The sequence below is a fragment of the Alistipes sp. AM16-43 genome (assembly GCF_003435745.1).
In the GTDB taxonomy this organism is placed as follows: Bacteria; Bacteroidota; Bacteroidia; order Bacteroidales; family Rikenellaceae; genus Alistipes; species Alistipes onderdonkii.
This window is the reverse complement of record NZ_QTUQ01000010.1, coordinates 35537-50398: the sequence shown is the minus strand read 5'-3', so window position 1 is coordinate 50398 and position 14862 is coordinate 35537. Positions and strand designations below refer to the sequence as shown.

The 14862-nt window shown below is 55.7% G+C and carries 9 protein-coding genes; 6 read left to right on the top strand and 3 right to left on the bottom strand.

Features of this window, described 5'->3' with window-relative positions; all coding sequences use genetic code 11:
• The first annotated feature begins 11 nt into the window (after positions 1–11).
• The 6 genes from DW189_RS13150 to DW189_RS13130 are packed head-to-tail and all read left to right on the top strand — an operon-like array spanning position 12 to position 9534.
• Positions 12–2432, top strand: a complete 2421-nt coding sequence (locus DW189_RS13150) for a hypothetical protein (RefSeq protein ID WP_117508506.1) — start codon at positions 12–14, stop codon at positions 2430–2432.
• Positions 2429–6757, top strand: a complete 4329-nt coding sequence (locus DW189_RS13145; RefSeq protein ID WP_117508505.1) for a contractile injection system tape measure protein — start codon at positions 2429–2431, stop codon at positions 6755–6757. The genes DW189_RS13150 and DW189_RS13145 overlap by 4 nt, the downstream gene beginning before the upstream one ends.
• Positions 6758–6788: 31 nt before the next feature.
• Positions 6789–7406 carry a DUF4157 domain-containing protein gene (locus DW189_RS13140; RefSeq protein WP_117508504.1) on the top strand — a complete coding sequence of 206 codons (618 nt, stop codon included), beginning with the start codon at positions 6789–6791 and terminating at the stop codon, positions 7404–7406.
• A 12-nt stretch (positions 7407–7418) separates the two neighbouring features.
• Positions 7419–7976 carry a hypothetical protein gene (locus tag DW189_RS14290; protein ID WP_141417948.1) on the top strand — a complete coding sequence of 186 codons (558 nt, stop codon included), beginning with the start codon at positions 7419–7421 and terminating at the stop codon, positions 7974–7976.
• Positions 7973–9256 (top strand): ATP-binding protein, encoded by a 1284-nt coding sequence (locus DW189_RS13135; protein ID WP_117508503.1) that lies wholly within the window; start codon positions 7973–7975, stop codon positions 9254–9256. The genes DW189_RS14290 and DW189_RS13135 overlap by 4 nt, the downstream gene beginning before the upstream one ends.
• Entirely contained in the window at positions 9253–9534 is a 282-nt protein-coding gene (locus DW189_RS13130) for a hypothetical protein (protein WP_117508502.1), read from the top strand. The genes DW189_RS13135 and DW189_RS13130 overlap by 4 nt, the downstream gene beginning before the upstream one ends.
• A gap of 141 nt (positions 9535–9675) precedes the next feature.
• On the opposite strand, the gene DW189_RS13125 is transcribed toward DW189_RS13130, so the two are convergent.
• The 3 genes from DW189_RS13125 to DW189_RS13115 form a co-directional block, all read right to left on the bottom strand.
• Complete coding sequence (locus DW189_RS13125) at positions 9676–10803, bottom strand: aldose epimerase family protein (protein WP_162508148.1); 1128 nt, start codon at positions 10801–10803, stop codon at positions 9676–9678.
• Between the two features lie 62 nt (positions 10804–10865).
• Positions 10866–12407 carry an alpha-N-arabinofuranosidase gene (locus DW189_RS13120; RefSeq protein WP_117508500.1) on the bottom strand — a complete coding sequence of 514 codons (1542 nt, stop codon included), beginning with the start codon at positions 12405–12407 and terminating at the stop codon, positions 10866–10868.
• Between the two features lie 19 nt (positions 12408–12426).
• The gene (locus tag DW189_RS13115; RefSeq protein WP_117508499.1) at positions 12427–14862 is read right to left on the bottom strand and encodes a family 16 glycoside hydrolase; all 2436 of its coding nucleotides are present in this window, start codon (positions 14860–14862) and stop codon (positions 12427–12429) included.

Here is a 14862-nt window from a genome sequence, read left to right as displayed (position 1 = left end):
AGACCGCGCCTATGGATAAAAGACAACTATACATCACCCGTCCGCCCGAAGGGGAGGAACTCTACACGGAACTGCAACGGCAGACACTTACCGAGCTGCAACGCCTCTCAGGAGAAGTGTGGACGGACTATAACTCGGGCGATCCAGGCGTGACCATCGCCGATGCGGCGAACTACGCCCTAACGGAAATCGACTACAAGCTGAACTTCGCGCCGGAGGATTACCTTGCCGGTAGAGACGGCACATGGATGGGAGAAAGGTACGGCCTCTTTCCCGCAGGAGTGGTGTATCCTTCTGCGCCGGTCACGGCAGAGGACTACCGCCAGGCGATACTGACCCGTTTCCCGATGGTGGAGAATGTAAAGGTCATACCTGACAGGCATGGATGGTATGATGTCAGCCTGCGCCTCTCCCCGTTCTTCCGGAACGACCGTACCGTGGAGGACAAGGTACGCGGTTTCCTGAACCGTCACCGCAACCTTTGCGAGCAGTTCGGGGAGATAAGGAGGGAACAGCCCGTGGAACTTTTCCTGCATGCCGACCTTGAAATAGAGACCGGTCAGGATGCCACGGAGATACTCGTGCAGGTGTACCGGACGGTGATGCAGTACCTTTCCGGCTCCGTGGAAATCATGCGCTCCACATCCGACAGCCTGCAGCCCGTGAGGGAGGACGAATGGTACGACGGGCCCGTGAAGGACATACGGGCGGAGATTCCCGGACAGAAGGACACCGAAAACGAACTGTACTGGAAGCTCAAGGGCATACCGGGCATAGTATCGTTCAAGACCCTCTACCTGAAGGACAGGATCGGGCATCCCGTAACAGACTTCAGGGAAGGCTATTCGCTCCACATACCCGAAGACTTCGGGGACGTAACCGTAAGGATGGGGCGGGAAAAGGCGGGCACGGATATCAAAGGCTTTCTGGAACGGATGCAGGCTGTATATTTCATGCGCGGCACGTTCCGTATGCGCCAGATTATGCAGAAAATGGAGGGGCCCGGCACCGAAATGACCGGAGACGGCAAACGCCGTGAAGCAGGGGAAAAGCAAGGAACCCCATACAAATCCACCTATCGTGACGTGTACGGCCACAGCCCGCTGGCAGGCGACCTGCCGTCGTGCTACGGCACGTCCGAAGGGGATTTCATGCGCGACACCCCAGCCGGACAGAAGGCGGAGGCGCGTAATTTCGGCAGCTACCTGAAACTTTTCGACCTGCTGATGCAGCGCGGACTGAACGAACTGAACGGACTGAAAAGGCTGCTTTCAATAGACGATGCGGACAGTACTCCCTCCCGTATGGAAACCCTGCCGGAGAAAGTACTTGGCCTGTCCAAGCCCAACGACAGGTACCGCCGCATCGAGGAATTACGGAACCTTTACATGGATTTCCTCGACAATCTGTACGGAGTGGACAGCGCCCCGGAGTGGCTGACGGAATTCTACTGCTACGGGCAGACGGCGGACGACCGCCTGCGCCGCAGGATGCGTTTTCTGAAAGCCCTTCCCGTCCTGATACGCGACCGTGCCCGCTCATTCGACCTGACGGGAACATTCGGCGGCGAAAACGTCCCGGTCGTGAAGAAGTACCTCTCCCTGCTGCTGGATTTCGACATCGACGAAGAAACGACCGTGGGCAATATCCTTCCGGGACATAATCTGATACTGATGGGCGACGGGGAGAAAGGGGAACGGCTGCGCGGACTGATGAGCTCGCAGATGATAGACGATGACGTGTTCATTTCCGAATCGGTGGAAGCCATAAAGGAGGACAATCCACCTCAGACGAAAGGGGAGAAACTGAAACGGGACGAGAACCTGAGGCGCAACCTGCCGATATTCAACTCGAACTGGATAAACGGCTCGCTGTTCCGTGAGGGAATCGCATTGGGCAACTACAATCTCGTGGGACTGGGCAACAGCGAATGGCTGCTGGTCTTCCGTGGCAGGGAGGAGGAGAAACGCATGAACCTCGGCCGGTCGGACAGCAGGGAGCAACTCACCGAATGGGCGAACACGCTGTGCCGCTACCTGCGTGAGCTGAACAGGCAGTGCGAGGCGGTGTATGTGGTGGAAAAGAGCCTGTTCACTCCGGCAGAGCCGTTCACGGTGCTGCTGGCGTTTACGGGCTGGACGGCAAGGACACATTCCCCACGGTTCCGCGAAGAGTGCACGCGGTTGGCACGTTCGGTAATTCCGGCACACCTGAAAATGGAGACCTGCTGGCTCGGCGCCTTGCAGATGCAGTATTTCGAGGACGGATATAAGAGGTGGCGAGAGAGCATAAGGGAGAATGCCCCGGCGGACATCCGTGCCAGATACCTGAAGAAGATGACGGATGCCCTCTCGATGGATTTCATCCCGGTACACAAAGGAGAGGGAAAAGACCAGGAAGACGGAACAGCACATAAGGAGGACAGCGTATGACCCTGATTGACAACATATCGTTCCGGTTCAGGATGACGGACGAGCTGTTCGCCAGGGAACTTTATGCGGACTGGGACGGCTTTTGTCAGCGTTGTGTCACCGATGTATTGGAAGAGTTCTTCTATCGGTACGACAAGAAAGATATTTATATGGAGATAGGCCGTCTGGACTTGGATTTGGGCGGCATACCGCAGGAGGAGTTCTACGGCAGCTTCCCCGTGCGGTTGCGCGAGGCACTGGAACGGGAGTTCCTGCGGCAGATTAAAGAGACGAAAGTCTTGCAGCCTTCATTCCCGGACGGTGCGGACAACAGGACATCTCTCGAAACGGACAAATCCCGTCTATATTCCCGTGAAAAACGGTTCGAAAATCTACTGCATTATCTGGAATACGGCTTCTGCATGCCCGAATGGGATGTGCGGGATTTCGACCTGCATGAGGAACTGCGGTATTTCAGGGATAAGGATCATGCGCAGAGGCTGTTGTTCGTGATTGCCTCCAAGCCCTATATCATGGAACGGCTGTACCTGCAAACGGATAGGGAACGTCTGGCGGAGATCCTGCCGCTTGGCGTATGGCTCCTGTCCCCGACACTCGGTCAATACGAGAAGCAGCGGTATCTGTCGATGGCGGTGGAAAGAGCCCCGCAATCCGTCATCCGCCTCATCCATGAGACAAAGGAGACATGCAGCACGGAAGCAATGGCGGAACTTCTTGAAAATCCCGCTGTCAGGCGTATCATGGCGGCCGAGACGGAAAACCATGCGGAGATCGACGTACCGGAATACTGGTACAGGCTCTACGGCTGGTTGTTGGAATACTACCCGTTCAACGGTGTGCCGATGTTCGGCGACAAACGGCATTTCCGGCTTCACCTGAACCGGCGGCTGCTGTCATTCATCCGGAAAAGGGACTACCACACTTATCTTTCCAAAGCGGAACTGACGGTGCAGTTCCTGCTGGAAGTATTCGGAACAGACTACTACCTGACGGTGCTGGACATCATCTACCACAACCAGCGGCTGAACGCCGACGGCTCGCCCGTTACCGGGGACAGTTACGCATGGGAACTCTACCATATGCTGCTGCAACTGTCGCTGATTAAGACAAGACAGGGAAAGGACGAAAATGCAGACCGCCAATCCGCAGGTGAGAAAGAAGATGAAATATCCCCGTATTCAGCCGCATCGGCCGTCCTAAGGAAGCATATCGCCTCTTTCGGGGAGTGGCTGGAGAATACGGAACTGCCCGAAAGTGCCAAGAGGACATTTCTCAGACGGCTTGTCAAAGAGGAACCGGAACTGTTGGTACGGTGGCTGGAAGCACAACCTAAACGACGATATATATCGCTGTTGGCGGATTTAATGGACGAACCGTCCGTGCTGCTACTCAACGGGCATGTCTCGCTGCAACTGTCGGAGGCGGTTTCTGCCGTGTCCCAAGTACTCTACGGGGCTTCCACGTCCGTCTCCTGGCTGAAAGGTACGGACAGTGCCCGGTTGACAGAGGCATTGCATATTGCGGTATTGGAGGGCATAGGTGCCGGAATGTTCCATACATCGGAATCCATTCCAATGCAGGTTGTACGGATTGCAGGACTGTTACACCAGGAAATCACGGGAAGGACGGTTGCATTTGCGGCAGCTTCATCCGGTGCGGTAGCAGCAGACGGCATTGATATTCCGGCATCGCTGCGGGAGTTTGTCTGTGCGGTTGCAAAGGGAACACCCCTGTTGATGAAGAATGAAAAAAACACCGATACGCGACGGCTCTCTGTTTTGCACACCGTTTTGTCGAAAGGAGATATTCCCGAAGAAGTCCAAAGGATGCTTGTCCTGCAATGGTTCGATATGTATCATGGCAAGGAAAGCGAACTGGTTCTCGCTTTGCAGTCGGAAAAGTTGCTGGAAAAGGTTATCGGCTTGCTTGATGACATCGTGCTTCGGCATATCGCAATGCGGTTAGCCGGATACGCATTCGGGACAGGCGGCCAGAATGCGGCAACTTCCGCAATGCAGTTCGCAGGTTTGCTTGTGGAGAATATCGGGAAGGTTGCGGGACTTGTCTCCCGTCCGGCAAAGGAACTGTGGCAGGCATTGTTTGTGTCACTTTCCTACGGGAATAATGATTCCGTTACCGTAGCGGCGGCTAACAATGTAGAGTTTGCCATACGGTTACTTTCCGCTATAGCAGGCAACGACAAGGTTAAAGTTGTCGTCGAGCTGTTTATCAGACAGTCGTCACAGACTTCATTATTTGCCGGAACGGCTTTGCTGATTCGGATACGGGAATATATACGTTCGAAAAAACTGAATACTTGCATATCGGAACCGACATACGGGGAACGGAATATTTCCGGAACAGCGTCAGAAAAGGTAATTTCTGAAATTACTACCGACAATCCGGAAGATGTAACAACGGCTTGCAGTGCAACAGCAGAGAAAGATTTGCCAATACAAACAAACGATATGGACTTGAACGAAGTCCGAACGGCATTTGAACAGCATTTGGATGACATTTCCGGAATTACCGAATGGCTGCGGAACAGAGCATTTTCTTCCGCACAGAAACGGGATGTGTTCCGCCGTTATATGAATGAGAATCCGGAAAATGCGATGCGTTTAGTGAAAGCGACTGTCACATCGGAAGAAAATACAGTTACCCTATGGGCGGAGATCACCGACAGAGAACTGTTTTCGGACTTTATCCGGTACACGGATAATACCCTTTCGGGAACCTTGATGCTGGTCATTAGGATTGTGGCACACACACCCATAGGGACGAATCTGTTTACGGGCAGCAGCGCGGAACGGGACAATTCCATAACAAAAGCCCTGCTGCTTCTGGTGGCTACGGGGCAGCGTATTGGTGATATGGATACGGAGGAAATTATCCGGCAGTTTCTTTCTCATTGGCACTATGTCCTTACCGGAAGCAAGGAATATACGGCTGCCGGCCAGGGGCAATGGAGAACGGCTGAAAGGCAAGTTATCAATACGGTCGCATCGGGTTCCCCGATAACAACCGGTGATGCCGAAACCGGTGCTTTCACAGAAACCGGCATGTCTTCAGTAACGAACCGGGAAGATAATCCCGATGAAGAAACATTCGATGATTGGGCGGCCTGGCTCATCTCCCCGTCTGTCAGCGACACGGCAAAGTCGCAGGTGTTGCGGCACTATGCCCGTTGGCAGCCGAAGCAGCTGTGGTCGCTTGTCCGTTATTCAACTGACGGTGCAACCGGGAAAAACATTCCGTTCCGGCAATGGAGCGGTTGGCTCGACAAGGAGGAATGGCTGGAGATGATCGGGGGTGTATCGTTCTCTTTGGGCGGGACATTGCTCCGAATCACAGAAGCCGTTTCGGATAAATATGAAGTTCCGGAATCCGTACTGTCGGAAGGATTGATCCGGTTTATTGCCGGTTATCCGGACGAACAGGTATCTTATGCAGATAACCGGATCATTGTCAGAAAGTATATTTCCACACTGGCTCCACTTGCATGGAAAGGTGGAATACCGGCACTTGTGCAGGAACAGGCAGGAATAACAGATAGTAACCACTCTGAACATAGGGAATCCGACAGAATTTTACCAGCAAATAATCATTACACACAAGGCGATATGAAGAATAAAATTACCGGGACAGGCGATCCCGAATCCGGAAAACGGCCATCCGGGGCAGACCATAATACTGCTGAACGGCAACTTGCATTGGATAATATCATTAAAGAAGTGGAAACACGGCTGCACATTGCCGACAGCGAGCAATCATTGGAGGACGCGGTACAGCCGCAGTACATCGAAGTTCCGAATGCCGGGCTTTGCCTTCTGATAATATGGCTCCCCCGTCTGTTCAATATGCTCAGCCTGCTGACGGAAGACGGGAGCGATTTGAAAGATACCGAGGCACGTGTCAAGGCGATATTCATCCTGCAACGGTTGGTGACGGACGAGCCACAGGAATACAAGGAGCAGGAGCTTGCGTTCAACCGCATCCTGACAGGTTGTCCTTTTCAGGTACCGTTACCCAAGACATTGAAGCTGGCCGACTATGAGATAATGACCATCGAGTCAATGATTATCGGAATCAAGAATAACTGTGAGAAGTTTAAAAATATTTCGGCAAAAGGATTTCAGCTCAACTTCATAGAGCGTCCGGGCAGACTGGAACAACGGGAGGACAAATGGGTGCTGTATGTGGAAGGGCGCTCTTACGATATGCTGCTCGACTTCCTGCCGTGGTCGTACCGGCTTGTCCAGTTGCCGTGGCTGGAAAAGAGGATAAACGTCGTATGGCGCGACAAGGGAGAATTCGATTTTTGATCATATATAAATAAACTAAAAATTTATAATCATGGAAGCGGAAAAAACGTATCGGAACAAAGTGGCACGCATCATCCAGCAAAAGCGCGGTGGCAAGAACGCATTGGAGTTTGCGGACAACCGTCAGAACAGGATGCTTCAGGCCTTAGCCGAACCGGTGCAGCGCCTCGAAGACGAGGATGAAATGTTACAAGGGAAGTTCGAAAATCCTGTACAAAGGGAGGAGGACGAAGCCGAACTTCTGCAAGGCAAGTTCGAGCAACCGGCACAACGCTTGGGCGATGAAGAAGATGATGAACTTATGCAGGGAAAATTTGAAACTCCCGAACAGAAAAGGAACGAGACCGGTATGTCCGACAACCTGAAAGCCGGTATCGAAGACCTTTCCGGATTTGCAATGGACGATGTTCGGGTGCATTACAACTCTCCGGAACCGGCTACGGTACAGGCATTAGCCTACACACAAGGAACGGATATTTATGTCGCTCCCGGACAGGAACAGCACCTGCCGCACGAGGCATGGCATGTTGCGCAGCAGATGGCAGGGCGTGTAGAGCCTACCACCGAAGTGAGCGGATTGCCGGTGAACGACTGTATCGAACTCGAACACGAGGCCGATGTGATGGGTGCGAGAGCGAACAACTACTAAAATTCAGAGGTTATGAAAGAGTCTGTTTTGATGCATAAATCAAGCAGAACCATAGATGCTGGGAAAAGGAAAAATCATTTTTCACACGCTAATATTAGTTTAATTCAGCGGCATGTCAATATGCGAGGACATATATACGATTACTTTACGGATTTCACGGAGGCATTTGCCAAGCATTTCAGAATAAGAAACTGGGAGATTCCTCAATTGATATGGAATTATCTTGTTCTTGCATTTTACAATGACTTTTACTTTGCATCCTATAATGACATTATTGCTAATGTAATTCCGCAACAGAACAGACATTTGCCTATTAATCTATTTTATATGATTAATAACAGCAGATGTACTATAAATATGACTGGGAGCAGAAATGCAGATTATCAGCAAGCTAATTTGTTTTACCAAAATCCAGGCAACCTTATCTGGCATCATATTGAAGGAGTCCGTTATAACAGAGGCAACTATAACTGCGATATGATTCTCACTATTCCTATGTATCATGCACAGCAACATATTGGAGCAGTAAAAGAATATGAAATATTAACAGGTAATCATTATAATCCATGACTGAGCATATCGAGTGGTTTGAAGCGGTGCTTAATGTGACGGTCGGGGTATATTTTCGGCAGCAGGGCTTTGAGAATGCCTCCGTAAGTCAGTTGGGACTGCCTTCCGGAAAATGGTTGGAAGAGTTGACCGACCGTAAAGATATTTCATTTGATGAGAGGGTCGTTGTGATGCTTGCCTTGATGCCGCACATCAAGCCCCAGGCTCTCGATACTTTCTTTCTTCAAAATGGGACTCTCGACAGGCAGTTTACTCAGTTCGGCGGCTGGAAAGGTCTGTCGCACGGAGGCTTTCTGCCAACAGGAGAAACTGCGGCATTCATCATTGCAGGCGATGACACGATAAAGCGTTGCGATGTTGTGCGTATGTTCCAGCGCAACCATTGGTTCTATACCTCAAATATTTTGCGATTGGAGGGAGCAAACGAAGGAGAACCATTTCTTAGTGGACAACTGCGAGTGTCGGAAGAGTTCCTGAGTCATGTGCTGCTTGACAGAGAGTACAAGCCCGATTACAGCATCGGTTTCCCTGCCAAGCGTATTACCACGCCTTTGGAGTGGGAAGACATAATACTGGATTACAATACGCATGAGGCGCTGGAAGAAATCAATACATGGATGGAACACCAGCATACCATCATGGAGGATTGGGGCTTGAAAAGAATCCTCAAACCCGGCTACCGAGCCTTGTTCTACGGCCCTCCGGGAACAGGTAAGACCCTTGCCGCCACCTTGCTCGGCAAGAAGAACAACATGGATGTGTATCGCGTGGACTTGTCTATGATTGTATCAAAGTATATCGGCGAAACGGAAAAGAACCTCGCCAAGGTATTCGATATGGCGGAGAACCGCAACTGGATTCTCTTCTTCGACGAGGCGGATGCCCTTTTCGGCAAACGCACCTCGACCAACACGTCCAACGACCGCCATGCCAACCAGGAAGTAGCCTACCTGTTACAGCGCATTGAAGATTTTCCCGGCACGGTTATCCTTGCCACCAACTTGAAATCCAATATCGACGAAGCCTTTTCCCGCCGGTTCCAGTCCATCATCTACTTTCCGATGCCTGATGTGGAACTTCGTGCCGTCCTCTGGCGCAATATGCTCCCGAAACAATGGCTCGGCGATGATGCCGAAGAACTCATCGCCACCGCCGCCCAGGCCGAACTATCCGGAGGCTCGATTGCAAACGTGGTACGAAGGTGTGCTATCAGGATAATTTATTATAAAAAATTAAATAATCTGATGCTGCAAGATTGTATCAATATGGAAAAAGAGTGATAATTATAGAGTTGTCTGTTAATTTCCATAAAGAATTTACGGATTACATTGCCGGCTCAATTAAACATGTCTATTACAACGATAAAATTATTGTGGCGCAGCAAGACTCCTTGGAACAGCCTACATGGTATATTATCCAACCCCGGGAATACGATTATTTGAACGGCGCATGGGATGACAGGATCATAGGCCCAGTCAGCACCGAACAACGCGACAGCGTGCCGAGAAAGGCCAACATCCGCATGCAAGACCTGCGGCATAACGATTACACGACCTGACGCTTCCCAAAGGATTAAAATGGGTTCCGAATAACGGAAATGCATCCGGCCTTAAATATTTTGAGCATTCCCCTATTACGATACTACGACACACCCGGACTCGCAAGACGAACCCGGGGGTGTCTATGATATGGATATCCCCTACCGGGTGCTGAACTTGTAGACACAGACATGGCGGTAGCGCTGGCCGGGGCCGAGCACCGTCGAGGGGAAGCCGGGATGGTTGGGGCTGTCGGGGAAATGCTGGGTTTCGAGCGCCAGCGAAGCGCGGCGGCCGTAGGATTTGCCGCCCTTGCCGACCAGGGAGCCGTCGAAGAAATTACCGCCGTAGAACTGGATGCCCGGTTCGGTCGTCCAAACCTCCATATAACGCCCCGCAGCGGGTTCATAGACCGTAGCCGCCAGCTCCAGGTCATGGGTGCTCCTGCGCGACAGCACCCAATTGTGGTCGTAGCCGTGGCCGTGGCAGAGCTGTTCGAAATCGGCATCAAGGCGCGACCCGATCGGTGCCGGACGGCGGAAATCCATCGGCGTGCCTTCGACGGGCATCAGGCGGCCGGTGGGGATGAGCGTCGAATCGACGGGCGTGAAGAAATCGGCTGCGATCATCAGCTCATGGTCGTTGATCGGCGGCCCGCCCGCCCCGTGCAGGTTGAAGAACGAGTGGTGCGTGAGGTTGACGACCGTACGGCGGTCGGTCGTGGCCTCGTGTGTGACGACGAAGCTGTTGTCGTCGGTCAGCTCGTAGGTCATCGTAACCTTCAGGTTCCCGGGGTATCCCTGATCGCCGTCGGGCGAGAGGCAGGCCAATACGATCTTCTGCGGCGTCACCTCGACGACATCCCACACAACCATGTCGAAGCCCTTGGCACCGCCGTGCAGGCTGTTGGGGCCGTCGTTCAGGGGCAGCGTATACTCCTTCCCGTCGAGCGTAAAGCGCCCTGCGGCGATACGGTTGCCGTAACGGCCGATGGTGGCGCCGAGGAACCGCTCTCCGGTTTGATCGACGTAAGCGCCGAGATTGTCGTGCCCCAGCACGATGTCCGCGAAATTGCCGTCGCGGTCGGGCACCCATAATTCGACGACGCGGCCGCCGAAATTGGTCACCGTCATCTCCAGCCCGCGGGCATTCCTCAACGTGTAAAGGTCGGTCGCCTTGCCGTCCATCGTGGAGCGGAAGGCGGCACGCGAGACCTGCGAATGCCGCTCGGAGCCGCATCCGGAAAGCATTCCTGCCATAAAAAATACGATTAATAAGTTCTGTTTCATTTTATTCGGGTTCGGGAGCCCCCGCCCGGGGCCGACGGCGCCTGCCGCCGGGAAGGGTGCTATCAGTCGGTTACGACGGGGATGCGGATCAGCGTGAACGAGTGCGCCGGGAAGGCATAGGTGAACCGGTCGCCCCGCGCCTGCGCCTCTTTGGTCACGGTTTTCACGGCCTGACGGGTCATCGAGTTCTCGGCCTTGATGTCGGGGCCGTTGACCTCGTATACCGTCGCCTTGCCGCCGAAACGTCCTGTCTGGCAGAGGATGTCGGTCGTGATGGCCTGCTCCCGGTGGCGGTTGGTGACGTTCACGACCACTTCGCCGGCCTCGCTGTCATAGGCCGCCGATACGTCGAGGTAAGGGATCCGCTCCCCGCCCAGCGCATAGGTGTCGCAGTCGACGAAGGTGTCGAGCGACGTGCCGTGGCAATGCGTGGCGAAGAGCTGCAACGGGTAGAAGATCGTCTGGTACCACGAACCCTCCTTGGTGGAGAAGATCGGGGCGATGACGTTGACCAGCTGCGCCATGTTGGCCATCTTGACCACATGAGCATTGCGGACGAAGATGTTGAGGAAAGTCGATACCACCAGCGCATCTTCGAGGTTGTAGACCTCCTCGTTGCCCTCCTCGCCCCTGGCGCGGTACCATACGTTGTACTCGTCGAAGGCGATGTAGACCGGATCCTTGCGTTCGGCCTTGGTCATCGCCTCGGCGATCAGCCCCTCGGTGATGCGGATAGCCTTCTCGGCGAAGCGCGTCGTGGCCATGAACTTGTAATAATCGTCGCTCCGGTTCTCGACGTAGTTGTGCAGGGCGATGTAGTCGGCGTGGTTCTTCAGGTACTCCAGCACGGTACGGTTCCAGTCGATCCAGTTGCCGTTGTAGTCGCTCGACCCGGCCACGACGAGTTTGATGTCCCGGTCGATCCACTTCATCAGCTTGGCCGTCTCGAGGGCGAACTTGCCGTAATCCTCGGCGTTCTTGTGCCCCATCTGCCACTGGCCGTCCATCTCGTTGCCCAGGGCCCAGTATTTCACCTTGTGGGGTTTCTCGTAGCCGTTACGGCGGCGCAGGTCGGACCAGTAGGTACCTTTCTCGACATTGCAGTACTCGACCCAGTTGCGGGCTTCGTCCATCGTCCCCGTGCCGAGGTTCACGCAGAAATAGGGCTCGGCCGCGGCACGGCGGCACCACTCGACGAACTCATCGGTGCCGAACGCGTTGCTCTCGCGGAAGCCCCATGCCAGGTCGATGCGCGTCGGGCGTCCGGCCTGCGGGCCGATGCCGTCCTCCCAGTGATAGCCCGAGACGAAGTTGCCGCCCGGCCAGCGCACCAGCGATGTGCGAAGCGCCCGCGTCGCTTCGAGCACGTCCCGGCGGTAGCCCTTCTCGTCGGAAAGGGGCGATCCGGGCTCGTAAAGCCCGCCGTAGATGCAGCGGCCGAGGTGCTCGACGAAGTTGCCGTAGATATTCCGGTCGATTTCGCCCTTTTGGCGTTCGATGTCGACCTTGATTCGGGCATTGCCCGTTTTCCCGCGCGCCCAAAGCCCGCCGGGGATCAGCACGGCGGCCACGAGCGCCGCCAGCATGGTTCTTTTCAGATTCATAGTCTTCGGTTTTTGAGAGTTATTCATCCAGCACCACGATCGTATAGGAGTAGGGCGCTATGTCGACAGTCTGCGCAGCCCGGGCCGGCAGTTCCCGCCCGACGGGGGCGATGCGGCGCGGCTCTTCGGGGGTGTTCACTGCATCGAGGTCGCCCGAGAGCGAAACCATGCGGGCTTGGGAAACCTTCCCCATCCCGTCCACGCGCAGGCCCACACGCAGCGGCTCGGCACCCGTATTGGCGATGTGGAGCACGACGCTCCCCGCCTCGCGGCTGCGGGTTGCCGTCACGTCGAGCACCCCATCGGCGCCCTCGACCCCGCAGCCGACCGTCAGGGGACGGTGGTGTGCCGCAGCCATCTGCTGCGCATAATAGGGGGGCATCCCCCACACCTGGGACGGGGTGAAGAAAACCTGCCCCTGATCCCAGCCGTTGTCGTTTTGCCGGTAGGGTTGCAGGGCATTGGCCGCGCAGGAGGTCAGCACGAAGTCGCCCATGCGGCGCACGGCGTTCTGAAGCGTGACGTGTCCCAGCACGCGCTGCATGTCGTGGCGGTTGCCGTTCTCCTCGAAGATGGCGCATTTCATCGTGGTGGAGGGGTTCCACCTGAGGAACAGCTCGCGCATACGGCGCAGTTCGGCCTCGACCTCCCGGCCGCTGGCGAGCTGGTCGGCCCACGGATGGTAGTCCCAATAATCGGCTTTGCCGTCCAGGGCACGGAACGTCCGTTCCATGCTCGGCGAATCGGCACGCCACCACGCCGTGGAGATCAGTTTCACCGACGGGTCTTTGCCCTTGATGGCGTCGTGCAGCAGGTTGAAGCGCTCGACATAGTGGTCGTATTCGTCGGCACGGTCGCCGTTGAAGAGCACCTCCTCGTTGCCGATGCCGATATATTTCACGCCGTAAGGCTCGGGGTGGCCGTTCTCGGCACGCCGGCGCCCCCACTCCGACGTCACCGGGCCGTTCAGGTACTCGATCATGTCGGCCATATCCTGGGGCGTCTCTTCGATATTGACCGCAAAGGCCGCCGTGAAGCCCGCCTTCTCGCAGAATTGCAGGAAATCCTCGATGCCGAAACCGTTGGTCGACCAGCGGTACCAGTGTCCGTGGTAGGGCGGCCGCTTGTCGCGGTCGCCGATCATCTTCTTGAAGCGATAGCCCGGAATGTTGATCATCGTACCTCCGTAACGCAGGAAGGTCAGCCCCTGGTCGACCATCGCCTGTCCGATGTCGTTACGCATCGGCAGGCCGCGGAATCGGTCTTCGCCCGTGGACATCAGCGTCACCTGATCGGCCTGCACCCTGCCGGGGCGGTCGAGGTAGAGGGCGAAGCGGGCATCCCCGTCCGCTGCGGCGGCAGTCAGTTCGAACGGAAATTTCTTCCAGGCCGCACCGATGCCCGTGATACGCTGCGAGGCATATTCCTTCGTGCCGTCGGCACTCTGCAACGCCACGACCACATCGCCCGACCCGCGCAGGTAGAGGCGCCCTTCGAACGTCTGCCCCTTGCGCACGGCAATGCCCCAGCGGTTCAGTCCGGCATTGGCGATGCCGACGGTTCCCGTCCCGGAGACGAATTCCACGCTCTGCGAGCAGGCGCCGTTATAGGCGTCCCCCGCCTCGTGGCGGTAGGCAGCCACGGCACCGCCCGTCGAAAAGGCGTCCCACTGCCGACTGACCTGCACGGCCGGCGTCGTGCGGAACACGAGTTTGCGCGACGCACCGTCGGCCGTAACCTTCACGTTGCGGAACCGTGCCTCGGAATTCCACGTACGCAGGGCGACCCGGCCCCTGGCCAGCACGGGATCGTCGTCCTCGGCACGGAGCACGCAAGCCCCGTTCAGGAAAACCTGCAACGTGCGGCCGTCGGTCTTGAATCCCAGCCTGTTCCATTGTGCGGGGTCGCACGACACGGCAGCATCGGCGATCGGCGTGAAATTGTTCTTATGCTTGCCCAGCACGACCTTACGGCCGTCGGCCGCAAGGCTTATCTCGTAGCCGTGGAAATTGTCGGCGCCGTTGCCAGGCTCCGAAACCCCGGCCAGCAGGCCGGCATTGTCGCCACCGCCGCCGCGGGTGAATTTCAGTTCGGTCTCGACCTCGCCCGCAGCCATCTCCAGCGGGTCATAGACCAGCTTGGCGCCCGCATGAGCGGCACAGAGCAGCTCGTCGCCGGCAACCTGCCACTCCCCTTCGTAGGCCGAGCAGTCGTCGAAAAGGGGGTTGGGCACGGGCTCCTCGAAACTCTCGCCGAAGATCCGCTGGTCGTAAAGGCCTCCGTAAATCTCGTGGTTGACGTCTTCGATGCAGGCCCCGTAAAGCCAGGGGGTGACGCTGCCCTCGACTTTCGACGCATCGACCGTGATCGTGGCGTCCGTTGCGCCGCCCGCACAGGCGGCGGCCATGGCGGCACACAAGGCCGCAAGGGGAATTTTTTTCAGGAAACGGTTCAT

What these genes read in the sequence shown, in the direction of transcription:
- DW189_RS13120 (WP_117508500.1), bottom strand. Translation starts at nt 12,407, where the DNA reads ATGAATCTGAAAAGAACCATGCTGGCGGCGCTCGTGGCCGCCGTGCTG.
- DW189_RS13115 (WP_117508499.1), bottom strand. Translation starts at nt 14,862, where the DNA reads ATGAACCGTTTCCTGAAAAAAATTCCCCTTGCGGCCTTGTGTGCCGCC.
- DW189_RS13145 (WP_117508505.1), top strand. Translation starts at nt 2,429, where the DNA reads ATGACCCTGATTGACAACATATCGTTCCGGTTCAGGATGACGGACGAG.
- DW189_RS13140 (WP_117508504.1), top strand. Translation starts at nt 6,789, where the DNA reads ATGGAAGCGGAAAAAACGTATCGGAACAAAGTGGCACGCATCATCCAG.
- DW189_RS14290 (WP_141417948.1), top strand. Translation starts at nt 7,419, where the DNA reads ATGAAAGAGTCTGTTTTGATGCATAAATCAAGCAGAACCATAGATGCT.
- DW189_RS13150 (WP_117508506.1), top strand. Translation starts at nt 12, where the DNA reads ATGGATAAAAGACAACTATACATCACCCGTCCGCCCGAAGGGGAGGAA.
- DW189_RS13125 (WP_162508148.1), bottom strand. Translation starts at nt 10,803, where the DNA reads ATGAAACAGAACTTATTAATCGTATTTTTTATGGCAGGAATGCTTTCC.
- DW189_RS13135 (WP_117508503.1), top strand. Translation starts at nt 7,973, where the DNA reads ATGACTGAGCATATCGAGTGGTTTGAAGCGGTGCTTAATGTGACGGTC.